The sequence below is a fragment of the Mesorhizobium sp. genome, assembly GCF_004962925.1.
GTDB lineage: Bacteria > Pseudomonadota > Alphaproteobacteria > Rhizobiales > Rhizobiaceae > Mesorhizobium.
Map to the genome: position 1 here is coordinate 1 of NZ_SUEO01000090.1, position 22,756 is coordinate 22,756.

The window sequence follows — 22,756 nt, forward strand, 5'->3', positions numbered from 1 at the left end:
AGATGGTAGACCCGGTTGACCGTGGTCTCGCCCTCGGCCGCCAGGCCGGCGATGACCAGCGACACCGAAGCGCGGAGGTCGGTCGCCATGACCGGGGCGCCCTTCAGCTTCGCAACGCCGTCGACGATTGCCGTCTGCCCGGAAAGCGTGATGTGGGCGCCGAGCCGGGCAAGCTCCTGCACATGCATGAAGCGGTTCTCGAAGATTGTCTCGGTGATGCGCGACTTGCCCTTGGCCATGGTCATCAGGCCCATGAACTGCGCCTGCAAATCGGTCGGGAATGCCGGGAACGGCGCCGTCGCCACGTCGACCGGCGCAATGCCGGCGCCGTTGCGCCTGACGCGGATGCCGGAGTTGGTCTGCGTGATCTCGGCGCCGGTCTGGGAAATCACGTCGAGCGCGGTCTGCAACAGGTCGGCGCGTGCGCCTTCGAGCACGACATCGCCGCCGGTCATGGCGACCGCCATCGCATAGGTGCCGGTCTCGATACGGTCGGGTATCACCCTGACGCGAGCGCCCGACAGCGCTTCGACGCCGTCGATGGTGATGGTCGCGGTGCCGGCGCCGGAAATCCTCGCGCCCATGGCGTTGAGGCAATCGGCGAGGTTGACGATCTCAGGCTCGCGGGCGGCGTTTCCGAGCACCGTCTCGCCCTTGGCCAGCGACGCCGCCATCATTAGCACATGGGTGGCGCCGACCGACACTTTCGGGAAGACGTAGCGATTGCCGACAAGGCGGCCGTTCCTGGTCTTGGCGATGACATAGCCGGTGTCGACGTCGATATCGGCGCCCAGCACCTGGAGGCCTTCCAGGAAAAGATCGACCGGGCGCGTGCCGATGGCGCAGCCGCCGGGCAGGGAAACCTTGGCCTCGCCCATGCGGGCAAGCAGCGGGCCGATCACCCAGAAGGACGCGCGCATCTTCGACACCAGCTCGTAGGGGGCAGTGGTGTCGACGATGTTGCGGGCGGAGAAAGTGATGGTGCGCGAATAGCCCTCTTGCTGCTTTTCGCGGCGGCCATTGACCGAATAGTCGACGCCATGGTTGCCAAGGATGCGGATAAGCTGCTCGACATCGGCCAGGTGCGGCACGTTTTCCAGGGTCAGTGTGTCGTCGGTGAGCAGCGAGGCGATCATCAACGGCAGCGCGGCATTTTTCGCGCCCGAGATCGGAATGCTTCCGGCAAGCTTGTTGCCGCCGACAATTCTGATGCGATCCATGGAAGAAACGTCCCCTCGGCCAAAACGCCGGTTTTCAATCGGTTGAGTCTGTTGTGGCCGGTCTAGACCATTGGCCGGCTTGGTTCAAGAAACAGGATTCCCCACCCTGGACCCAGCCTGTTGATATAGGTCAATCCTTTTGTTTTTCCCTTAACGGACCAAGCCCGTCAGGCCGCTTGTCGGCGCCGCCAGCGCGCCGCTTGTCGGCATCGCCAGCGTGCCGCTTGTCGGCGTCGCCAGCGCGCCGTGAGCGCGACTGCGCCTTGCGCTTCTGCAGATTGGCGCGCAATTGCTCGGCAAGCCGGCTCTTGCGGTCGGCCTTTTTCGGTTGGCTGTCCTTCGTCGATGGACCGCCCTTGTCAGGTGGAATTGTCGTGTCGTTCATGGTCCCGTCCCGGCTGGCGATGCGCCAGCCGCTATTCAGGGATAGCCAACATTGTGGCGGTGCCATGTCCGGAAAAACCGTCGGAGCGGGCTTTCACAGATGACTTGCGCTTGGCCTTGCGCTTGCCGGTTCTATATGGCAGAAGCCCCGCCATCAGCGGCTGCGGTAGCTCAGTGGTAGAGCACTCCCTTGGTAAGGGAGAGGTCGAGAGTTCAATCCTCTCTCGCAGCACCAGTTTTCCCGAAGACTTTTAATAGTGCGCTTCGCCTGGTCATTTCTTCTTTCCGGCACCAGCAGGCGAACGAAGGCGCAACAAGGCACCATTTACGAGACGTGCGGAAATTCAAGCCGTCGACGAGGAGTGACGGTGTGTCTCCCGTCGGCTAAAAGACACGATGCCTGTTGTGGTCTTAATCGGATTGTTTGCGCTCTTGGCGATCGGCAAATTGCTCGAGCCGCTGATCGGTGAGGTGGGTTTCTTTTTGTTGATCGGTATCGGGCTGCCCTGCATCATGGCCGCCTACTATTATGCTTTGGACCTTCGGACCGAGACAAGTTTCGCAGAAAGTGATGGGCAGCCTGCCGGGCGCAAGCTGATGCTGGGTCAATCCTAAGCCGGATCCTGCTACAATCCCCTATGGCCGCTCGAATAGTGGTTATCCTGGCGCTTCTTGCCGCCTTCGCCTACGGATTCGCAAAACTCGTGGAACGTTATGGCGACGCTGGCGACAAGCCCTCTCCGTGTGAAAAATGGCCACACCCGGATTGTCCAGTCCCAAGCGCGCCTCCTCAGGAAGAAACTAAGCCTTGAGCGGGCCGCAGCCTTAAACGTCAGCGTTGATATGCCGTGACAGCGGGTTCGCGGTAACAACCCCGCAAAACATTAGAGCGTGCTAATTTCCATTGGTGCCGGCGTCCTTCGCCACCTTGACCTCCACCGTCATGCCGAGAAAACTCGACGCGCTGCCGGAGTAGCTCCCGGAAAGAGGAATGGCTTGCTGCGGATGCCTGGCGACGGCCACCCTGATCAGATCCCGGTTGCCGACAATGCCATTGGTGGGATCGAACTCGACCCAACCCGCGCCAGGCAAATAGACCTGGCACCAGGCATGCGTCGAACCGCCGCCGAGGACAGAAGCACTGTCGCGGTTCGGCACATAGACATAGCCAGTCACAAAACGGGCGGCAAAACCCAACGAACGAACCGCTTCCATCATGAACAGCGCAAAGTCCCGGCATGTGCCTCGACGCAGGTGCAACGTCATGAGCGGCGGTTGCGTCCCTGGTTCAGTTCGACGGGAATACACAAAGCTCTCGTGGATGGCGTAGCAAAGCGTCATCAACAATTTGCCCGTCTCGGTGTGCCCTCGGGCACTCACGAACTGTCGTGCCCATTTGCCGATCTCGTCGCCGTCATCGAGATGATGGCGCTCCATGGTCTGAGTGAGGTCGGTTGCTTCGTCGGGATCATAGGAGAAGGGATAGCTGAGTGCCGCTTCATCGATACGGAAATCAGGCGCATGCTGCGGCGTGTGATCGAGCCGGATGTCTGTCATGAAACGCAGTTCGTCGCCGGGGCCCTCGAAGTCGATTACCGCAACGCAGTTTCCGAAAACGTCATGGATCCAGCGAATCTCTTTGGGCTTGGGGTCCACAAGCAGCGCGTGATCCAGAAGTCGCTGATCGAAACTATCGCGCGGCCTGAACATCAGCCGGTGCTCGCCAAACGTCACCGGTTGCGTGTAGCGATAGACGGTCGTGTGCTTGACTGAAAAAATCGGCATCGGCTTGCGTCGGCCACCTGCGATATCAGCGTAATCATATATCTTTTTCGCTGGTGCAGCGGACAAAATGAGTGTTCCGCCTCGACACGGACCGCAGCAGGCACCGGTAGGCCTAAGCCTTTTGCAATCTCCAATTGGTAGACTCTCTCAATGCCCCGGAACTTAATCTTTGCGCCAAGGAGGGGCCAAGGCGAGGAACGTCGCAAACGGGAGGAAATAATGAACGAAGACTACGATCTGGCCATAGGTCACGACAAGCCCTACGAAATAGCTGCTTTCGCTGAAAGGCATGGCCTTACGATAGGGGCTGCCGAGCTGATCCTTTTCGCCTACAGCCCGTCCCGAGCGGCGTGCGATACTGCCGCAACGGCTTTCCTCACGGCAGTCGCCGCACAAGCCAACAGACAATCGGCGCGCTAGTTCTCGTTCCGAAATCCTGAAGCGACAGTGGCGTAGATCACCTCGCCACCATCGCATACACGTCGCCCGCCGCTCATTTCGGAGCGGCAGGCTTTGGAAAGGCTGCGCCGATCTATGGCGCAGCCTTGATTCTGAACGCTCAGGTGAGGCTTCTGGACCAGTCGTCTATCTGGCGCTCTGCCTCTTCCTTGGCGATTCCATACCGCTCCTGAATACGCCCAGCGAGTTGGTCACGATTGCCCTCGATGCGGTCAAGGTCATCGTCCGTGAGGTCGCCCCATTGCTCCTTGGCCTTGCCTTTGAACTGCATCCATTTTCCCTTGATTTGATCCCAGTTCATGGGTTCCTCCTTGGTTATCCAGGGGAAATGCAAATGGACACCACACGTTCCCGAACAGCGGATCGCCCATGACGGTTATTATTGTTGGCGACGCAGCAAAAAGCCGCCGGCCGGGGCCGGCGGGGCGAATTGGAGCAGGGGATCGAATGGAACCATCCGCGTCTTGAAACGCGACAGAAAGGTTCCCCAGCGGGATCAGCTGGCGCGCGCCAAGGCGATCGATATGACGTTATCTGCATCCGCCCCCGGTAGGTCGAACAGCATCGGGAGTTGGCGGGTCATGGCCATTTCAACGATCAGCTCTTCAATGGAAGCTGTCGGCAGGTCGGTCTCGACACTATTCGAGATCATCGAGGCAAGCTTGTGGACCGGCACTGGCGCCGACTTCGCACGGTCGTCGAGCAACCTGCTGATTTCGATTACAACGTCTGCGTCAATGCTCTTTGGCAATTCGCGCATGGCTTTTCCTCCCTGCCCATATCATGCGCGTGCCAGAGGGCTGAGTCTCGAAAAATCGAAGTATGGAACCGAAGGCGTGCGTCGGCCGATTGCTTTGCTGCGTCAGGGCTGCGGCGAAAAAGCGAAGTGCACTGGTGTCGCATGCGGCAACGAAATCGCCCCTTTTGCGTTGGCCAATCATGCATCGTCAGCAAACGTGACCAAAGGAGAGTAAGCATGACAGCCGACGCGGCGAAGCTCTATCCCCGCCACCGGGATCGGATATCCGGCAGCGAGGACTACATAGTAGCGAATTTTGCCCGGCAAAACGGCATCACCCCAGCGCAAGTCCATCAGTTGATCAAAAGATATGGAAGCGGCCGCGCCAAACTGGTGGCTGCGGCGAAGGAACTTCGCACGTCGCTTCGACCGGATGTCCCCAAACCCATGCTAGGCTCGGGCCGCCGCGCCGGACGTCTCAGCGCCGGGGTCGATGCCAGAAATGGCTTAGAAACGCGGTGAGGAGACTGCTGAAAACGATCCAGCGGAGAACTTCGTTTTCAGACTTTTCAATCCTGGCCGCCGTCGCCAGCTTCTGTTCGCGATCACTTGCTTTGATGGTCGCCTCCAGATCGGATCGGCTGCCGTGTCGAACCGAGTAGGCTCGTGTAAATTCGGCGCCCAGCAGAAAGATCTCGGACGAATAAAAGACCCACAACAGCACGACGAGCAATGCGCCGGCTGCGCCGTATGACGATGCGGTTGCGTTTGCTCCGATATACCAGCCGATCAGCGACTTGCCGATCGTGAAGAGAAACGCCGTCACCACGGCGCCGATGCCAACGTCGCGCCATCGCAGCGCGCGGTCGGGCAGGACCTTGTAGATTGCCGCGAACAAAAGCGCGATCAGGGCAAACGAGACGATCCCGTTGATTGTACTCAGGATAATGGTGCCGAAGGGTAGATATGCGTTGATGATTTCGCCGAGTGCAGAAATTGCGGCGCTCGCGACCAGGGACACCAGGAGCAGGAAGCCAAGCGCGGCGACGAGCCCGAGGCTTGCGGCGCGGGCCCGCACAAGCCCGGAAATCGATGTTTTAACCGGTTTGACTTTCCAGATTTCGTTCAGCGCAAGCTGCATTTCGCCAAACACGCCGGATGCGGTGACGAACAGCGTGACGAGCCCCAGGATGGCAGCAAGAGTGCCCGCCGTCCGATGGGAGGCGTTTTCGATTGTCGCCTGCAAAAGCTCCGCGCTCTGCGGCCCCATCAGACCCGCGAGCTGGGCCGAAAGGGCAAGTTGCGCCGCATCGTTTCCGAAGGCCAGGCCAGCGATAGCGACAACGATGAGCAAGATCGGCGCGAGCGAGGTTGTGGCATAAAACGCCATCGCTGCCCCGTGACTCAGGGCATTGTCATTGACAAAGCCGACAATGCTCTCCGCAAAGAGTGCCCAGCCCTCTTTCGCCACGTTCCACATGTTTTGTTCACCTGCTTCTCAGCAAGCAATTAGAGGCAGCACGGCAGCGGACCAGAGCAGCAAATGGGGAAAGTCCCGGTCCGTTTGGATCCGGAGTCTAGGTGATGGATCTTGAGTTGTTTGACGAGGTGCCACCGCTACGACGAGGAGTTAGCAGGCGACCGAGATTGCAGATCTGGGAGCGGGCGTGGCGCTCCTTTTGCGGCAATACGGGCCAGGTTTGACGTGATGAATGTTTCCCGCAGCGTTGCAGTTCAGCAACAGACTTCGGGGAGATAGCCGGCTACTGTGGGGGATATTCTGGAGCTGAGGAGGGGTGCCATGTTTTCCATTAGACGGACTGCTTTCACCGCCACGATACTGCTTGCCTGGGGCGGATGCGCTCTCGCGGCAGACGTCGTGTATGAGGAGCCCGTGGTCGCTTCAGCCTATGACTGGAGCGGTGTCTATCTTGGCCTGCAAGCCGGATATGGCTGGGCTGATGCGGATGTGACGATTTTTACCAATCCACCACTTGTTGGAACGGCCGATCTGGATGGAGCATTTGCTGGAGCGCTTGCCGGCTATAATTTCCAGTCCGGGAATTTCGTGTTCGGTGTCGAGGGTGACATAAACAAGAGCTGGATCGAGCTCGACGAGGATGACGGGGACGCCGAGATCGACTGGTTCGGGTCCGTGCGCGGACGCGTGGGCTACGCTTGGGATCGCACCTTGCTTTTTGGCACGGCCGGTATCGCTTTTGCTCATGGCGAAGTGTCTACGGTTGTGGAAGATGACGATATGAGCTTCACCGGCTGGACCGCGGGGCTCGGCGCGGAACACGCTTTCACCGACAACTGGCTTGGACGGGCCGAGTATCGCTATTACGATTTCGGCACGGAAGACATCACGCGCGGGGAAGTCGACCTGACGATGCACACCGTCTCTGTAGGCCTCGCATACAAATTCTAGTCTAAACGACGCCAGCAGACGAACCGACTGCTGAGGAGCGGTCCCTGGCGATGTCGCTCAAAAGCTCACCCTCGGGGCTTGACCCGAGGGTGTAGCGCTTTTGGGACGACATGCAGACGGCATGATTCCTCGCAGCGCGAGCATGAATTCATTTGTCATGCCAGCTTCGCCTGAAATCCGTTCGGGCGCGCCGCCCGATAACGATGGTCTCCTCATCTCTAACAATATCTAGGCTGAACACTATCCGTTCGTGGCGTGAGAGCCGGCCACAAGAAATTGTCGTCCGCGGCCGGTTTTGTTGGCAAACCGAGGCCGTTCCCTGCTATTCCCCCTTCAAATCAAAAGCAGTGGACTTGCGCATGACCAATGTCGCCCTAACCGGGCTTGCCCGCGATCTCGCCAAGCGCGCCGCGGAAGGCCGTCCGGTGCGCATCGGCGTCATCGGCTCCGGCGAGATGGGCACCGACCTAGTTACGCAAGGCATGCTGATGCCGGGCATTTCGGTGTGCGCCGTCTCGACCCGGCGTCCGCACACGGCACGTGACGCCGTCCGCATCGCCTATGGCGACGAGGCGATGGCACGGGAGGCCGATACGCCGTCGAAGGTCAGCGAGGCGATCGAGAGCGGCAAGATCGCCATCACCTCGAACGAGATGCTGGTGACCAATCCGCTGATCGATGTGGTGATCGACGCCACCGGCAAGCCGGGCGTCGCTGCCGATTTCGACCTGATGGCGATGGAGCACGGCAAGCATCTGGTGATGATGAACGTCGAGGCTGACATTACCATCGGCTGCTATTTGAAGCAGCAGGCCGACCGGCTCGGCGTCGTCTATTCGGTCGGCGCCGGCGACGAGCCGTCGAGTTGCATGGAGCTGATCGAATTCGCTTCGGCGCTCGGCTATACCATCGTCTCGGCCGGCAAAGGCAAGAACAACCCGCTCAACCATGACGCCGTGCCCGAGGATTATCGCGCGGAAGCGCTGCGCCGCAACATGAACCCGCGCATGCTGGTCGAGTTCGTCGACGGATCCAAAACCATGGTCGAGATGTGCGCCATCGCCAACGCCACCGGACTGGTGCCCGATATTGCCGGCATGCACGGCCCCAAGGCCGACCGCGATGAATTGGCCAAGGTGCTCATCCCGCGCGCGGATGGCGGCATCCTGTCGAAGAAGGGCGTCGTTGACTACACCATCGGCAAGGGCGTGGCGCCCGGCGTCTTCGTCATCGTCGAGGCGACGCATCCGCGCATCATCGAGCGCATGGACGATCTGCATATCGGCCACGGCCCGTATTACAGCTTCTTCCGGCCGTATCATCTGACCTCGCTGGAGGTGCCGCTGACCGCCGCGCGCATCGCGCTTTATGGCAAGCCGGACATGGTGCCGCTGCCGAGGCCGGTTGCCGAGGTCTGCGCCGTGGCCAAGCGCGATCTGGCTGCAGGAGAGACGTTCGATGCGATCGGCGAGACCTGCTACCGTTCGTGGACTATGACTGTTGAAGAGGCTCGCGCCAACCGCGCCATGCCGGTCGGCCTGCTCGAAGGCGGCAAGGTGTTGAAACCGGTCAGGAAGGGCGAGCTGCTGACATCAGGCAATGCCGCACCCGACCCGACGACCAGGCTGTTTGCCCTGCGCCGGCTGCAGGATGAGATGCTGTACGGATTAGGATAATGATCGAGACGCGCGAATCCGAATTGAAGCGGGAAAGTGGACGCATTCCTCTGGCCGAACGACTCGCGGCCATTGCCCACGATCTCAAAGCCAGAGGGGGCAAGGACGGCCGGCCTGTGAACAAGGATGAGATCGACGAGTTGTGGGGACATCCCTGATGGTTGTCGACACTTCCCTTGGTTGTCGCGATTCTTTCAGGAGAAAGAGATGCCGGCGAACGGAGCGACCAGGGAGCGATTTTTCGCGAACTGATCTGACTAGCAGGAAGCCTGCTACTACTTCCCCAACTCGATCGATCTTAGCCGTGCCGCTTCCACCGCTTCGGTGAGCAGATTGGTCAGCCGGTCCTCACCCATCAGCACGGCCAACGCGGCGGCCGTGGTGCCGTTGGGGCTGGTCACCTGCTGGCGCAGCACGCCCGGATCTTCGCCGCTTTCGGCGGCGAGCGAGGCGGCGCCATAGACCGTCTGAATCGCCAGCAGCCTGGCGGTCTTGGCCGGCAATCCGGCCTTCTCGGCCGCCACGGTCAGCGCTTCGATGAAATGGAAGATATAGGCGGGGCCGGACCCGGATACCGCCGTCACCGCATCCATCAGGCCTTCATCGTCGATATCGGTCACTTCTCCGCTCGCCGAAAGCAGATCGGCGACGAAACGTTTGCTGTCGTCGGACACCAGCCTATTGGAAAACACCACCATCATGCCCTTGCCGATCGCCGCCGGCGTATTGGGCATGCAGCGCACGATCGGCGCGCGGTCGCCTAGAATGGCCTCGAAAGTGGCGACCGGCGTTCCGGCGGCGATGCTGACGAAGGTGGTGCGGCCATCATTGAAGCGCTTGTAGGCGGCGGTCACGTCGCGGATCACCTGCGGCTTCACCGCGATGACGACGAGGGCCGGCACCGCGTCCGCCGGAATGCCGCCGGCATCCGCGGCGGCACCGCAGCCCAGCGCTTCGGCGCGCTTGCGCAGATCGGCATTGGGCTCGACCACGAAAACCGCCGCCGGCGGAAGCTTCCTCGACTTCAGCCACCCCGAGAGCATGGCGTAACCCATATTGCCGCAACCGCCCAGAACAAGCCTGATCGTCATCGAAAACCTCCGCTAGAAGGTTCTCCCATAGACGCTCGCGACTGGGCGGGAAAGCCCTCTTGGGACGGATGGGGTCAGGACGGACCCCGAACCGCGATCGGCCGCAGCGACACCTGCCTGAGGCCGAACATGCCGAACACGAAGAACAGCCAGACCGGATCGGCGCGATGGAAGAAGAAGCTTTCGAGGAACGCATTCAGCGCTGCGAACAGCACCACCATCATGAAGAAGTCGCCGAGATAGATATTTTCCTTGCGCAAGGGGATGCGCATGTAGTCGCGCAGCGGTGCGATCAGGAACGTGTAGACCGCCACGCAGAGCGCCGGGATGCCCATCAGCACCGCGATGTCGAGATAGCCGTTATGGCCATGCACGATGGTTCTGATATCCCAAGCCCGGTCGAAGGGCTGGTCCTGGTTCAAGAGCAGCGGCGTGCCCCAGAAGCTCTCGTAGCCGTAGCCGGTCCAAGGCCGCTTCGCCAGCATCTCGCCGGCGAACTCCCAAAGCGTCGTCCGTCCGGTGTAGGTCAGGTCGGGGAAATAGAGTGCCGCCAGATGCTTCACCGGCGGCAGGAAGACGATACCCAGCGTGCCGATCGCCGTGGCGATGATGGCCAGCGCAAACAGGATCGGCGTCCCAAGCCGCATGCCGATCAGGCTCGGCAGCACGACGATCAGGATCGAAAACGGCACCAGTCCCGCGGTCGTCTTGGAACCGGTGTGCAACATGAAGATCATCGCCGTGCAAAAGATCAACGCGCCCCATAGCCGCTGTCCGCGCCGATAGAGGTACAGCCCGGCGAAGCCGAAACAGGCCATGACAGGCCCGGCGATATTCTTGTGGGTGAATACGCCGCGCCACAGGCCGGCATGTTCCGGCTCCAGCGAAGCGGTGGTGTGCAGCGCCTCGTGCGGAAAAACGACGAGCCCGATGTAGGAGAGGCCCATGACGACGACTGACGTAAAGATGATGACTTTCGAGAAAGCCTCGGCGTCGCGGGGCAACGCCAGGATTGTCGCCATCGTCAAAATGCCGATCAGCGTGAAGGAAGCGGCGCGCATTGCCGACGGCGGGTCGGTCGCCATCACCACCGACAGCACGAGGAAAGCCAGCATCAGCAGCCAGGACGGGCTGAGCAGCGAGCGCACCACGCGCGGGTCGGCGAAAGCCATCAGCGAGAAGATCGAGATGGCGCCGAGCGAGCCGAAGCCGAGCTGATTGACGATGTCGCCGCCGTCGCCGGTCATTTCGGCGCCGGCCGGCTGGAAGGGGCGGAACGACACCAGGATGACGGTGAACAGCAGCGCCGCAATCGCGGTCGCGACGCCGTCGCGCGTGAACACCGCGCTGAGCGGTGCGCGCTCAGTTCTTCTCAGGCTGCCGGTATTGCTCATTGGCATATCCGAATTCGGCAAGCACGCGGCCGAGGGCGACGTGAATGGGGTACAAGGCCACCGCCGCCGATCCCGTCCGCGCAAGCCTGGTCGCGCCGCGAAACGGCGAGGCGGCAAGCAGCGCCAGGCTCTTTAGAAAGACCTTGGTGCCGGCAAACGGGGTGCCGGCCCGTTTCTTCTTCTCGACCAGTGTCGAGATGACGCCGTTGCGCAGGCTGCGGGCGCGGATCCAGTCGGCTTCGACGCGCCGGGCCGGGACGCTTTCCCGCACTTGCGCCTCGGCGCACCAGCCAAGCACAAAGCCTTTTTGTGCTGCCCGGCTCAGGAAATCGGAATCGCCACCGCCTATGAAGTTGAATTTCAGGTCGAGGAAGGGCGGCCCCATGGCGGTGAGGACGTAACGCCCAACCAGCAGATTGCCGGAGGAATAGAGCGCGGGCACACGCCCGGTCTCCCGGTAGGGTGGCGCAAAGACCGGATGCTCGGCCCATCCGGCATGGGCGGCGTCGGCAAACACAGGCCTTTGCGGGCCGCCGACGATATCGGCACGGAGCGTCTCGGCCGCCATGCACATGCGCTCGAGCCATTGCGGATCGGCGATCTCGTCATCGTCGATGACCAGCAAGTGCCTGAAATTTGGAAAATGCAGGATCGCCGTCTGCCAGCCGGCATTGTAGGCGCTGCAATTGCCGCGCTCATGCGCGACGATCACCATGCCCGGAATGCTGCCGCGCTCGAACAGCGGCAGCGCCGCCTTGGCGCCGGCGCGCGCCTCGGCCTCGTTCTCAATGACGATGATTGCGAAGCGTCTATCGGTTTGCTGGGCCTTGAGCGATGCCAGCGTCGCCAGCAGCTGCTCGGGCCGTTTGAAGGTCGGCAGCGTCACGACCGCCTCGACGGCCGTCGTGACAAGTCCCGGAGAGCGGCCCGCGATCGATACCGAATCGTCCGATGGCAATGGGATCATCCGTGTTCAGCCCGGGATGGTGAGTCTGGTTCTCGATAGCATCGCGACGATAACGTTTCGTTAATCACCTTTCGCGGACAAGCCCGCAAATCCGCGAACCCCAGGCCACCAAATACCTTCACTTAATCAACGCTTCACCGCGCTTTGCTAGCTGTATCCGCTCAGGATAGGTGAGATGCATCTGCTGTTTGCCACATCGATCGTGCCCGACGGCGCTCTTGCCTCGGGCTATGAGATCGCCAATGCCGCGATCATCGCTGCGTTGCGGCGTGCCGGCGCGCGCGTCACCGTGATCGGCTTCACTTGGCCTGGCAAGCCCGCAAGCGATCCGCAAAACACCATCGTGCTCGGTGCCGTCGATGTGCGCACCGAAGGCGCATCATCGCTGCAAAAGCTCGCCTGGGTTGCTAAGGCAATGCTCTCCGGCCTCACTTTCGCATCGGTCAAGCTACGCGTGGTCACCGACAGCGAGGTCCAAGCCGCCGTCGACCGCGCCGGCCCCTTCGACGGTTATGTCTTGAATTCCGTGCAGTTCGCCGGCGCCTTCGAAAGCCTCTTCGGCGACCGGCCATCGATTTTCGTCGCCCACAATGTCGAGTACCGTTCGGCGCAGGAGAACGCCGCTGCTGCGGGCGGCCTTCTCCAGCGCCTGTTGTTTCGCCGTGAGGCCAAGCTGCTCAAGGCTATGGAAGAACGGCTCTGCCGCCGGGCACGCTTCGTCTTCACGCTGGCCGAGGAAGATCGCTCAGCGCTCGGCGTCGCCTCCGACGACCGTTCGGCGGTGCTGCCGCTGGTGACCTGCGCAGAGACGCCCGTGCAAAAAAATCCGCGCTGCATCGATTGCGACGCGGCGCTGATCGGCACCTGGACCTGGCAGCCGAACCGCATCGGCCTCGATTGGTTCCTGGACAAGGTGGTGCCGCATCTCAGGCCCGATTTCCGGGTCAGGATCGCCGGCAGCGTGCCGTCGGGCGTCATTTCCGCGCATCCCGGCGTCGAATTCGTCGGCCGTGTACCGGACGCGCAGGCTTTCGTGCAGGGCGCCGCCGTCATCCCGCTGATCAGCACCTCCGGCAGCGGCGTGCAACTCAAGACCATCGAGACTTTCGAACTCGGCTTGCCTTCCGTCGCCACCAGCCATTCGCTGCGCGGCATCGATCATCGCCCGGTCAATTGCATCGTGACCGACGATCCGGTCGCCTTCGCCGGCGCCCTGGAAGCCGCGGCAACCGACGTCAGGGACGTCGACGGAAGCGCTTTCCACCGCCGGCAGATGAAAGCACTCGATGCCGCAATCAGGCTCGGCCTGAAAAAGCTCGAGCCCGTCATGCGGAAGGTGTTCGCGTGAATATGCACACCGCCCGCGCCGCATTCGGCGTCGACAGTTTGAAATCGATCCTCGGCATCTCCGTCCTCGCCATCCGCTGGGACGATGCGGTCGCCCTGCTGACCCGGTTGATTGCGGAGCGACGCTTCACCAAGGTCAGCTTTCTCAACGCCCACAATGCCAATGTCGCCTATACGGAGCCGGTCTTTGCCGAGGCGCTCGACGATTTTCTCATCCTGCCTGACGGTGTCGGCGTCGATCTGGCGGCGAAACTGCTCTACGGAACGTGGTTTCCGGACAATCTCAACGGCACCGATTTTATCCCTGCTTTCCTGCAGGCGTCCGCCAGGCCGCTGACCGTGGGGCTGCTCGGCGCGACGCAGGCCAACGCCGAGGCGGCGTCGAAGAAGCTGGCGGCGCTTGCGTTGCAGCACAGATTCGTCGTCATCCACGACGGCTATTTCTCTCCCGCTGAAGAGCCGGCAATCGTCGATCGCATTGCCAGATTGCGGCCGGACGTGCTGCTTGTCGCCATGGGCGTGCCGCGCCAGGAATTGTGGATCGCGCGCCACATCGATGCGCGCCACTGCACGCTGCCGATCGCCGTCGGCGCGCTGCTCGATTTCCTGAGCGGCGCGGTGCCGCGGGCGCCGCTGTGGATGCGCCGGCTCCGGCTCGAATGGCTGTTTCGGTTGTGGATCGAACCGGGCCGCCTCTGGCGCCGCTATGTCGTCGGTAATCCTGTGTTTCTGTGGCGCGTTATTGGCCAGAAATTCTTGCGCAGGCCCGCCCCTGCCAGATCAGGCCGCGGAGCAGGCTCCGGAGCGGGCCATTGAACAGCCGGTTCGTACCGAGTCTTGCCGCCGAACCCGATGTCCTTCGCCAGACACCGACGGCGGCGGTCGTGACGGCAAGCTATGCGCCGGATTTGGAGCGTTGCCGCCTGCTGTGCGAAACCCTCGACCGCTACGTTTCCGGCGTGGCGCACCACTATATTCTGGTCGAGCATCGCGACGTGGCGTTGTTTCGCCAGCTGGAGAACGGCCGCCGCACCGTCGTCGACGAGCGGGACCTGTTGCCGCGCTGGCTGCATGCCTTCGACGATCCGCTGAGCCTGTTCCGCCGGCGCATCTGGCTCAGCCTGAAAACCATGCCGCTGCGCGGCTGGCATGTGCAGCAGCTTCGCCGCATCGCGATTTCAGCGCACGCCGGGGAAGACGTGCTGATCTTCTGCGATTCCGACGTGGCGTTCCTAAAACCTTTCGACTGCAGTGCCTTCTGGCGCGATGGCAAGGTGCGGCTGTTCCGCCGCGACGGCGTGCTGTCCGGTGAAGGCCATGAAGAGCATCGCATCTGGTCGCGCAATGCGGGCTCGGCGCTCGGCATCGAGCCATCAGAGGTTTCGACCCACGATTATATTTCGACGCTGATTGCATGGCGCCGCGAAACCGTGACGGCGATGTGCGCCCGGATAGAGAAGATCCATGGCCGCAATTGGGTCGAAACCGTCGGTGCGGTGCGCAAATTCTCCGAATGCATGATCTACGGCCGCTATGTCGACGACGTGCTCGACGGTGCCGGCCATTTCCACGGCTCGGAGGAGTTCTGCCGCGTCCACTGGACGGGCGAAGCGCTGTCCGATGACGAGTTCCGCCGCTTCGTCGCCGCCATGGCGCCGGAACAGGTGGCCATCGGCATGCAGTCCTTCATCGGCACGGATATCGGCCGCATCCGCCGTCTGATCGGGCTCGATTAGTCCTTGGGTCAAAACCCGGTCCCTTTGAAATTTGGAGACGCTTCATGCCAAAACGAATGCCCCCGCCGGGTATTGGGCCGCATAACGGCCGCGAACTGGAAATGATGCTTCGGGGCGAGAAGCCAATGGCTTTGTTCGCCGCAGAACCGGGTATGGACGCCGAAGATATTGGTGACGCGCGGTTCAAGCCCTATGTCGCTGAAGGCTATATTCTCAAGTTCTCCCACTTTGATCCTGCAACCTCAATAGAAGAGCGTCGCTATTGCCTGCCAACAGAGGAATGGCGCTGCAAACTCAGCCTGCTGATCTCTCGAATGTGCCGCAGCGGAGAAGCCTTTGACGTCTTCACATCGAATGATTTGGCGAGGCTAGAAGGCGCTCTTCTGGGCTACCCAAAAGAGGATATTGAAGTGTTCATCGCACATGCTGTGTCGCGAACATCTTCCAGAACAGATTGAATGACCGCTTCTGCCCTTACCCGACATCAGACATTTTCGAGTGAGCGACCAATCTCGGGCGACAAACTCTATGATGCCGTGAATTCGGGCTGTCTGGCGAACCGCCTGTTACTGGCGGAAGCGCAGGTTCCGTCGCGTGAGCTCGTTGACCGAGGTGCAGCCCATCAGCTTCATGCCCCGCTCAATCTCGATGTGCATCAATTCCAGCGCGCGTTCGACGCCGGCCTGCCCGGCGGCCGCCAGTGGGAAGAGGTAGTAGCGGCCCAATCCGACGGCCTTTGCGCCCAGCGAGAGCGCCTTGAGCACGTGGGTGCCGCGCTGCACGCCACCATCCATCATCACATCAATTCTGTCTCCCACCGCATCGACGATCTCGGCAAGCTGGTCGAACGCGGTACGCGAGCCGTCGAGCTGGCGACCGCCGTGATTGGAGAGGACAATTCCGGTGCAGCCAATCTCGACCGCACGCCTGGCGTCCTCGACCGACATGATGCCTTTCAGGCAGAACTGTCCGCCCCAGTGCTGCACCATCTCAGCCACGTCGTCCCACGACATGGAGGGGTCCAACATCTCCGTGAAGTAGCGGCTGATCGACATCGCGCCGCCGCCCATGTCGACATGGCCGTCGAGCTGCGGCAGCCGGAACCGCTCATGCGTATAGTAGTCGATCGCCCAAGATGGTTTGATCGCGAATTGGGCGATGCCAGCGAGATTGAGCTTGAAGGGGATAGCGAACCCCGTTCGCTTGTCACGCTCGCGGTTGCCGCCCGTGATGCTGTCCACCGTCAGCATCATCACCTCTACCCCCGCCTGCTTGGCCCGGGCCATCATCTCGCGGTTCAATCCGCGGTCCTTGTGGAAGTAGAATTGGTAGACTTGCGGCCCGTTGCTGATTTGGCGCGCCTCTTCGAGGCTGACGGTGCCGAGCGAGGAGACGCCGAACATCGTGCCATATTTCGCCGCCGCTGCTGCCACCGCACGTTCGCCCTGATGGTGGAACAGGCGCTGAAGCGCTGTTGGCGAGCAGTAGACCGGCATCGCCAACTTCTGGCCCATGACGGTCACCGACATGTCCACGTCGGTCACGCCGCGCAGGACATTCGGCACCAGATCGCAGTCATCGAAGGCAGCCCTGTTGCGCCGATAGGTGACTTCGTCATCGGCCGCACCGTCAATGTAATTGAAGATCGGTCGGGGAAGGCGCTGTTTGGCCATGCTGCGGAAGTCATGGAAGTTGTGGCAATTCCTCAGACGCATCTCATCACTCTGTTGGCTCGGGCCCAACTCTGTTAGCCCGGGCTCACCTGCCCGATAGCACACTGCTGCGCAATGCCTAACTGAGGCGGGCTGAACGAGGGACGGCCGCAACGGGCCGGCGTCGACGGCCATTGACGGCAGCCAGCTGATCGACCCTACACCGGCTTGGCCGGTCTGCGCATCGCCGAATAGGTGAGCAGTGTCGAGGCGAGATAGAGCAGCAGGAAGACGACGTTGAGCGACAGCACCAGTCCCGGCGTGTCCACGATGGTGGTCAGCACATAGGTCAGCAGGACCGCCTTCAGCCCTGCAAGCAGGGCCAGGTTGATCGCCCGCACCAGCGTCTGGCCGCGCGCGAACAGAAGCTCGGCCTGATATTCGACTAGGTTGCGCAGGCCTGGCACGCAGATCGCCAGCGCCACCAAAGGGGCGACCTCCGCCACATTCTTGCCCAGCGCGTTGGGGAAGAAATGCAGCACGATGCCGAGTGCCGCCAGCGCCAGCGTCGAGACCAGGAACACGCCGCCTTCGATGCCGCTCTTGACCGATAGGCGCGACAGAAGTTCCGGCGCCCGCATCATGCGCTGCACCAGCATCATCGAGAAGGTGCGGATCGGGATTGCGGTCAGGTCGACCAGCCGCATGATGATGGCATAGATGCCGGCGAGGTGCGGTCCGCCGATCGCCAGCACCAGCAGCTTGTCGAATTCCATCTGCAGGTAGAACAGCACCTCCGCGCCGGCCACGTAGACGGAATCGGCGAGCCGCCGCAGATAGAGCTGCAGCCGCAGCCGCAGCCTCTGGCGCGGATAGAAAAATCCGAAGGCGATGAGCAGCGAGGCGGCGTTGGCGCCGATATAATACCAGGACCAGACCGCTATGGTCGGCTGCGCCGCGAACATGAACAGCACGGCGCCGAGCGCCCGCAAGGCCGTCGCTAGGATCGTCAGCAGGGCGGCGCGGCCGAATTTGCCGAGACCGTTATTGACGATCAGCGCCACCTCGACCGGCCGCCATAACAGTGCCTCGGCAAACACGATCGCAGCAAACACCGATAGCGGCACGGTGCTGGCAAAGAAGGCCAGGTACACGCCGTAGGAGGCGGCAGCCAGCAACGGCAGCGATATCGCGCCGAGCAGCAGGAAGCCGGCGGTGAACGTGCCGATCAGATTGGGGCGGATGGTGGCGGTTCGATAAAGCGCCGAGATGAAGCCGAAGCCCAGGATACGTGACAGCGTCACGCCGGCCGCCGAAGCGGTGGCGAACATGCCGAACTCGGCGATGGACAGCGTGTTGGCCAGCGCGATGAAATAAGCGAGCGAAAACACCAGCCGCCCGCCCGCGCCGCTGATCGCCGAGAGATAGTCGCGAATCAAGCCCCGTCGCTCGGCCACGAAAGCGCCGATCCGGGCGAAGGGCCGCCTTTGCGGGATGTCGCCAGCCTGAGTCATGTATCGGAGACAGCATAGGTTGGAAAGTTTAACGCGCCGTTCTGAACGCTTTTGCTGCGCTCAAGAAGGACACAACCGAAGAGGGAAACCTCGCCGTCAAGGAAGAGAAATTAACCTTTTGTTTCCTATGCTTGTTTAGCGTGGCTTAACGAATGGCTGACCGCGCGTCCAAGCCGCCAGGGGCAAGCTCCACGACAATGGTCGACAGGCAAAACCGTGAAGATTGGAAGCGCGAGCGGTCCTTGCTGGCGCTCGGCCAGGCGATACGCGGCGAAGACGACGCTGAACCATCACTGGTTTCGATCGGGGATCGCGCGGACCCGTCATGGCGCGAGGATGCCGCCACGCGCCATCGTCTCGCGCGCTCAGGTCGCGAGGCGCGAGCGCATCCGGAACTCTCGGCAGCCCCGGAGCCCTCGGCACCCCAGGAACGCCCGGTAAGTCAGGAATTCTCGACAAACGATGAAACAAGCCAGCCTCGAGCCGACTATGCATCCGCTTCGACCGTGCGGATGCCGCTTGAGGCGGATGAGGCCGTTGAAGCGGACTATGCGGAAGCCAATCCGCGGGAGGAGCCGGTTGCTGCCGGTTTTTCCGGGGACCGCCGTTTCGATGCCGATCCCCGACATGCCGCGTTCGATCCTCGATATGCCGCGTTCGAGCCTCGATACACCGGTGACGAGCCTCGATATGCCGCGTTCGATCCTCGACACGCCGCATTCGAGTCCCGATATGCCGGTGACGAGCAGCGGTCTTCCCGCGACGACGGACAAGAATGGAGGCCGTTGATCGATCCGATGCAGGTCGTCCGCGGCATTGCCCGGTCGAAGCTGCTGATCGTCGCCATGACCATACTGGGCGCCACGCTTGGCGTCGCGATCGCGCTGTCGACGCCGAAGAAATACGAAGCCACCGCAGAGCTGATCGTCGACCCGCGCGACCTGAAGCTCACCGACCGCGATCTCACCCAATCGGCGCTTGCATCCGACGCCACGCTGGCCATCGTCGAAAACCAGGTTCGCGTGCTCACCTCCGGCACTGTTCTCAACAAGGTCGTGGACAAGCTCAATCTCGTCAATGATCCGGAGTTCAACGGACAAGATTCCGGCGGCCTGGGCGTCATGACGCTCATCCGGTCGATCCCGTCGCGCAATGACGAGCCGGGTGCCGATGCGGACCGCCGCCGTGCGCTGGCCGTCGGCAATCTGGCCGAGAGCCTTTCGGTCGAGCGCGGCGGCAAGACCTTCGTCATCTCCGTCCGCGCCACCACGCAAAATGGCGAGAAGTCGGCTCTCATCGCCAACACGATGACGGACGTTTTCCTGCAGACCTTCGGTCAGATCCAGTCCGACACCGCTGGCCGCGCGACCAACGAACTGACCGGCAGGCTCGACGAGCTGCGCAAGGGCGTGGAAGTGGCCGAGCGCAAGGTCGAGGATTTCAGGGCCACGCATGACCTCGTCGACGCGCAAGGTCATCTGATCAGCGACGACGAGATGCTCAAGCTCAACCAGCAGCTTGCCATCGCCCGCGCGCGCACGCTGGAACTCAACGCCCGCGCGGCGTCGGCGCGCTCGATCGACGTGAATTCGGTTCTGAGCGGCACCTTGCCGGAGGAGATCAACTCCAACACCATGGGCGAATTGCGCTCGCAATATGCCACGCTCAAGCAGGAGGCCGACCGCGCCGCGATCCGGTTCGGGCCGCGCCATCCCGAGCTCCAGGCGCTCAATGCCCAGCTTGCCGGCTCGCGCGAGCGTATCGCCGGGGAACTGCGCCGCATCGCCTCCTCGCTGCAGGTCGACCTGAAGCGCGCCGTGCAGCTCGAACAGGATCTGGCCTCCCGACTGGCACAGTTGAAGGTCCGCAGCGGCGACGTCAACAGCGACCTCGTCACCCTGCGCGAACTGGAGCGCGAGGCCACCGCCAAGCGCTCCGTCTATGAACAATATCTCCTGCGCGCCAAGGAAACCGGCGAGCAGAAGGACATCAACACCGCCAACATCAACGTGATCTCCAAGGCCTTCGCCCCGCTCGAGCCGAACGGACCGTCGCGCGCAGTGACGGTGCTTGCCGGCCTGCTGGCGGGCCTCGCTTCTGGTGTCGGTCTGGGCGCCATGCGCGGTGCCTATGCGAGCCTGCGCGAAACCGCCAATTCGCGGCCGAGTCGCAGGACGGACGAGCGCCGGACACCCATTGAAGACAAGGCATACCAGGCGTCGCCGCCGCCCGCTCCGCCAGTCGAGGCCACCAGGCGTTCAGGTCCGATCAGTGCGCTGCTGTCGGCGGTGAGCAACATCGTGCCGCGCAAGGCGAGCAGGGAAGACCCTGCCAACACGCGTTCCGGCTCACCGGCCAGTGGCTCACCGGCGTACCCCTATGCGCAGCCGCCGATAGGCTATCCCTATCCGCTGGCCATGACGCCCCATGCCGGGCAAGCGCCATATCCGCAGCAGCAGTCGATCTATCCCCGAGCCTCGTCGGACAAGGCAAATCAGGCTTCGGAAGCGGCTGAACAGCAAGCCTCTATCGAGGAAATCCGAGCCAGCCTGCGCGAATTCCGCGAAGCGGTTCGCGAACTCACCGAAAGCCGAACGGGCCGCCGCTATTTCTGAGCGCCGAATAAAAGCCATCGGTTTCGAGTTAACGGCATAAGACGGCGCTTTGACGGGATTGCCCGGCAGGATTTTCGTGAGAATGCCGCTCGAAGAAGAATGATGTTGAGGGTGCTTCATGGCCGAGTTGATTGACGGAAAGCGCGTCGCCGAAGACGTGGTGCGGCGGGTCAAGGCCTTGACCGTCGAGCTGATGGAAAAGGGCGCGCAGAAGCCCGGTCTCGCCGTAGTCATCGTCGGCGAAGATCCGGCGAGCCAGGTCTACGTCGCTTCCAAATCCCGCACCGCCAAGGAATGCGGCTTTCATTCGGTCCAGCACACGCTGCCGGCCGAGATCTCCGAACAGGAGCTGCTTGATATCATCGGCGAACTCAACGCCGATCCGGCCATCAACGGCATCCTGGTGCAGCTTCCGCTGCCTGGCCATGTCGATGCGGGCAAGGTCATCCAGGCAATAGCGCCGCAAAAGGATGTCGACGGCTTCCACTTCATCAATGTCGGCAAGCTCGGCACCGGCGAACTGGAGACGGCCTTCGTGCCTTGTACGCCGGCCGGTTCGATGCTGTTGATCGAGCGCGTGCGCGGCAAGGATCTTTCCGGCCTCAATGCGGTGGTCGTCGGTCGCTCCAACATCGTCGGCAAACCGATGGCCAATCTTCTGCTCGCCGCCAACTGCACCGTCACCATCGCGCATAGCCGCACCAAGGACCTGGCTGCACTGGCGCGCACCGCCGACATTCTCGTTGCCGCTGTCGGAAGACCTGAAATGGTCAGGAGCGATTGGGTCAAATCCGGTGCCACCGTCATCGACGTCGGCATCAACCGCATCGCGGCGCCCGAAAAGGGTGAAGGCAAGACCCGCCTGGTCGGTGACGTTGCCTATGCGGAAGCGGTGAAGACGGCCGGCGCCATCACGCCTGTGCCTGGCGGTGTCGGGCCGATGACCATTGCCATGCTGATGGCCAACACGCTAGCTTCCGCCTATCTCGCGGCCGGGTTGAAACGGCCCTCCTTCTGACCCTGGAAAGCGCAGCTTTGCCGAACCTCACTGTTCCCTCAGAGCGGCCGGTCACGAACGATCCCGTTCAAGGCGGCCGGCAGTTCGGGTTCCTGCTGGTCGACAAGTTTTCCATGTTCTCGCTGGCTGCCGCAATCGACACGTTCCGGTCGGCGAACCGGCTGCTCGGCCGCGACTTCTATGGCTGGACGACGGTGTCGGCCGACGGCGATGCCGTCATGGCCTCCAACGGCCTGCCGCTCAAGATCGACTACGCTGTCGCCGATCTGCCGCCGGTCGATATCCTTTTCGTCTCGGTCGGGCTGACGACGGAGTTTCCCGGCAAGAGCAAGGTGCTGGCGGCGCTGCGCAGCTGGGGCCGGCGCGGCAACGCGCTCGGCGCACTGTCGGTCGGCTCCTATCTGCTCGCCGAGGCAGGCCAGCTCGAAGGCTATCGCTGCACCATCCACTGGGAAAACCGCGCCGGCTTCGTCGAGCGGTTTCCCGACATCAACTGCACCGGTAATGTCTTCGAGATCGACCGCAAGCGCTACACCTGCGCCGGCGGTACCACCTCCATCGACCTGATGCTGGAGATCGTGCGCGGCGATTTCGGCTCGAGCCTCGCCAACGGCGTCGCCAACCAGTTCCAGCACGAGCGCATCCGCTCCGCCGGAGATCGCCAGCGCGTTGGCCCTGAGCGCGACCTGACCGGCAAATCGGAAAAACTGCGGCGCATCGTCGAACTG

Annotated in this window: 24 protein-coding genes and 1 tRNA gene; 14 read left to right on the plus strand and 11 right to left on the minus strand. The window is 62.2% G+C overall.

What is annotated here, in order from left to right; all coding sequences use genetic code 11:
- A partial coding sequence (gene murA, locus E5W87_RS18455; RefSeq protein WP_292400422.1) for a UDP-N-acetylglucosamine 1-carboxyvinyltransferase occupies positions 1-1,220 on the minus strand: 1,220 nt, incomplete at its 3' end.
- 130 nt (positions 1,221-1,350) lie between these two features.
- Entirely contained in the window at positions 1,351-1,605 is a 255-nt protein-coding gene (locus E5W87_RS18460; protein ID WP_292400425.1) for a hypothetical protein, read from the minus strand.
- A 159-nt stretch (positions 1,606-1,764) separates the two neighbouring features.
- Between E5W87_RS18460 and E5W87_RS18465 the strand changes: the two genes are divergently transcribed.
- Positions 1,765-1,839: transfer RNA gene (locus E5W87_RS18465), tRNA-Thr, on the plus strand.
- A gap of 161 nt (positions 1,840-2,000) precedes the next feature.
- Complete coding sequence (locus E5W87_RS18470) at positions 2,001-2,219, plus strand: hypothetical protein (RefSeq protein ID WP_292400427.1); 219 nt, start codon at positions 2,001-2,003, stop codon at positions 2,217-2,219.
- A gap of 279 nt (positions 2,220-2,498) precedes the next feature.
- Here E5W87_RS18470 and E5W87_RS18475 read toward each other — a convergent pair whose 3' ends face one another.
- The gene (locus E5W87_RS18475; protein ID WP_292400476.1) at positions 2,499-3,389 is read right to left on the minus strand and encodes a transglutaminase family protein; all 891 of its coding nucleotides are present in this window, start codon (positions 3,387-3,389) and stop codon (positions 2,499-2,501) included.
- Between the two features lie 219 nt (positions 3,390-3,608).
- Here E5W87_RS18475 and E5W87_RS18480 point away from each other — a divergent pair, with 219 nt between their 5' ends.
- Positions 3,609-3,809 carry a hypothetical protein gene (locus tag E5W87_RS18480; RefSeq protein ID WP_292400430.1) on the plus strand — a complete coding sequence of 67 codons (201 nt, stop codon included), beginning with the start codon at positions 3,609-3,611 and terminating at the stop codon, positions 3,807-3,809.
- Between the two features lie 139 nt (positions 3,810-3,948).
- On the opposite strand, the gene E5W87_RS18485 is transcribed toward E5W87_RS18480, so the two are convergent.
- Together E5W87_RS18485 and E5W87_RS18490 are read right to left on the minus strand one after the other, a co-directional pair.
- Positions 3,949-4,149: a CsbD family protein gene (locus E5W87_RS18485; RefSeq protein ID WP_095483513.1), complete on the minus strand. Its 201-nt coding sequence runs from the start codon at positions 4,147-4,149 to the stop codon at positions 3,949-3,951.
- Between the two features lie 195 nt (positions 4,150-4,344).
- Positions 4,345-4,608 carry a hypothetical protein gene (locus tag E5W87_RS18490; protein WP_029348484.1) on the minus strand — a complete coding sequence of 88 codons (264 nt, stop codon included), beginning with the start codon at positions 4,606-4,608 and terminating at the stop codon, positions 4,345-4,347.
- Positions 4,609-4,824: 216 nt separating this feature from the next.
- Between E5W87_RS18490 and E5W87_RS18495 the strand changes: the two genes are divergently transcribed.
- Positions 4,825-5,109: a DUF3606 domain-containing protein gene (locus tag E5W87_RS18495; protein ID WP_292400433.1), complete on the plus strand. Its 285-nt coding sequence runs from the start codon at positions 4,825-4,827 to the stop codon at positions 5,107-5,109.
- Here the strand turns inward: E5W87_RS18495 and E5W87_RS18500 are convergent.
- Positions 5,066-6,067: a YihY/virulence factor BrkB family protein gene (locus E5W87_RS18500; protein ID WP_292400436.1), complete on the minus strand. Its 1,002-nt coding sequence runs from the start codon at positions 6,065-6,067 to the stop codon at positions 5,066-5,068. The two genes, E5W87_RS18495 and E5W87_RS18500, sit on opposite strands and share 44 nt — an antisense overlap.
- Positions 6,068-6,388: 321 nt before the next feature.
- Here E5W87_RS18500 and E5W87_RS18505 point away from each other — a divergent pair, with 321 nt between their 5' ends.
- The 3 genes from E5W87_RS18505 to E5W87_RS18515 all read left to right on the plus strand — a co-directional run bounded on the left by E5W87_RS18505 (position 6,389) and on the right by E5W87_RS18515 (position 8,852).
- A complete protein-coding gene (locus tag E5W87_RS18505) occupies positions 6,389-7,018 on the plus strand; it encodes an outer membrane protein (RefSeq protein ID WP_292400439.1) in 630 nt (209 codons plus the stop codon).
- A 359-nt stretch (positions 7,019-7,377) separates the two neighbouring features.
- Positions 7,378-8,694, plus strand: coding sequence for an NAD(P)H-dependent oxidoreductase (locus E5W87_RS18510; protein WP_292400442.1), 1,317 nt, complete (start codon positions 7,378-7,380; stop codon positions 8,692-8,694).
- Positions 8,694-8,852, plus strand: coding sequence for a hypothetical protein (locus E5W87_RS18515; RefSeq protein WP_292400444.1), 159 nt, complete (start codon positions 8,694-8,696; stop codon positions 8,850-8,852). The genes E5W87_RS18510 and E5W87_RS18515 overlap by 1 nt, the downstream gene beginning before the upstream one ends.
- 117 nt (positions 8,853-8,969) lie before the next feature.
- Here the strand turns inward: E5W87_RS18515 and proC are convergent, their stop codons facing one another.
- The 3 genes from proC to E5W87_RS18530 all read right to left on the minus strand — a co-directional run bounded on the left by proC (position 8,970) and on the right by E5W87_RS18530 (position 12,146).
- On the minus strand, positions 8,970-9,785 hold the full coding sequence (proC, locus tag E5W87_RS18520; protein WP_292400446.1) for a pyrroline-5-carboxylate reductase: 816 nt from the start codon (positions 9,783-9,785) through the stop codon (positions 8,970-8,972).
- 74 nt (positions 9,786-9,859) lie between these two features.
- Positions 9,860-11,179 (minus strand): O-antigen ligase, encoded by a 1,320-nt coding sequence (locus E5W87_RS18525; protein ID WP_292400449.1) that lies wholly within the window; start codon positions 11,177-11,179, stop codon positions 9,860-9,862.
- The gene (locus E5W87_RS18530; RefSeq protein WP_292400452.1) at positions 11,148-12,146 is read right to left on the minus strand and encodes a glycosyltransferase; all 999 of its coding nucleotides are present in this window, start codon (positions 12,144-12,146) and stop codon (positions 11,148-11,150) included. Before E5W87_RS18530 ends, E5W87_RS18525 begins: the two co-directional genes overlap by 32 nt.
- Before the next feature lie 175 nt (positions 12,147-12,321).
- On the opposite strand from E5W87_RS18530, the gene E5W87_RS18535 reads away from it, so the two are divergent.
- From E5W87_RS18535 to E5W87_RS18550, 4 genes are read left to right on the plus strand one after another with little or no spacing between them, the layout of a single operon-like run.
- Positions 12,322-13,494, plus strand: a complete 1,173-nt coding sequence (locus tag E5W87_RS18535; RefSeq protein WP_292400455.1) for a glycosyltransferase family 4 protein — start codon at positions 12,322-12,324, stop codon at positions 13,492-13,494.
- On the plus strand, positions 13,491-14,309 hold the full coding sequence (locus tag E5W87_RS18540) for a WecB/TagA/CpsF family glycosyltransferase (RefSeq protein ID WP_292400458.1): 819 nt from the start codon (positions 13,491-13,493) through the stop codon (positions 14,307-14,309). The genes E5W87_RS18535 and E5W87_RS18540 overlap by 4 nt, the downstream gene beginning before the upstream one ends.
- A complete protein-coding gene (locus E5W87_RS18545) occupies positions 14,306-15,229 on the plus strand; it encodes a DUF6492 family protein (protein WP_292400461.1) in 924 nt (307 codons plus the stop codon). The genes E5W87_RS18540 and E5W87_RS18545 overlap by 4 nt, the downstream gene beginning before the upstream one ends.
- Positions 15,230-15,273: 44 nt before the next feature.
- Positions 15,274-15,687: a hemin receptor gene (locus E5W87_RS18550; RefSeq protein WP_292400464.1), complete on the plus strand. Its 414-nt coding sequence runs from the start codon at positions 15,274-15,276 to the stop codon at positions 15,685-15,687.
- A gap of 108 nt (positions 15,688-15,795) precedes the next feature.
- On the opposite strand, the gene E5W87_RS18555 is transcribed toward E5W87_RS18550, so the two are convergent.
- Positions 15,796-16,944 carry an alpha-hydroxy acid oxidase gene (locus E5W87_RS18555; protein ID WP_292400479.1) on the minus strand — a complete coding sequence of 383 codons (1,149 nt, stop codon included), beginning with the start codon at positions 16,942-16,944 and terminating at the stop codon, positions 15,796-15,798.
- A 155-nt stretch (positions 16,945-17,099) separates the two neighbouring features.
- Positions 17,100-18,395 (minus strand): lipopolysaccharide biosynthesis protein, encoded by a 1,296-nt coding sequence (locus tag E5W87_RS18560; protein WP_292400467.1) that lies wholly within the window; start codon positions 18,393-18,395, stop codon positions 17,100-17,102.
- A 197-nt stretch (positions 18,396-18,592) separates the two neighbouring features.
- Between E5W87_RS18560 and E5W87_RS18565 the strand changes: the two genes are divergently transcribed.
- The 3 genes from E5W87_RS18565 to E5W87_RS18575 all read left to right on the plus strand — a co-directional run.
- Positions 18,593-21,010, plus strand: coding sequence for a GumC family protein (locus E5W87_RS18565; protein WP_292400481.1), 2,418 nt, complete (start codon positions 18,593-18,595; stop codon positions 21,008-21,010).
- A 118-nt stretch (positions 21,011-21,128) separates the two neighbouring features.
- Positions 21,129-22,028: a bifunctional methylenetetrahydrofolate dehydrogenase/methenyltetrahydrofolate cyclohydrolase FolD gene (gene folD / locus E5W87_RS18570; RefSeq protein ID WP_292400471.1), complete on the plus strand. Its 900-nt coding sequence runs from the start codon at positions 21,129-21,131 to the stop codon at positions 22,026-22,028.
- A 17-nt stretch (positions 22,029-22,045) separates the two neighbouring features.
- Positions 22,046-22,756: AraC family transcriptional regulator (locus tag E5W87_RS18575; RefSeq protein WP_292400473.1), on the plus strand; the 711-nt coding region annotated here is incomplete at its 3' end.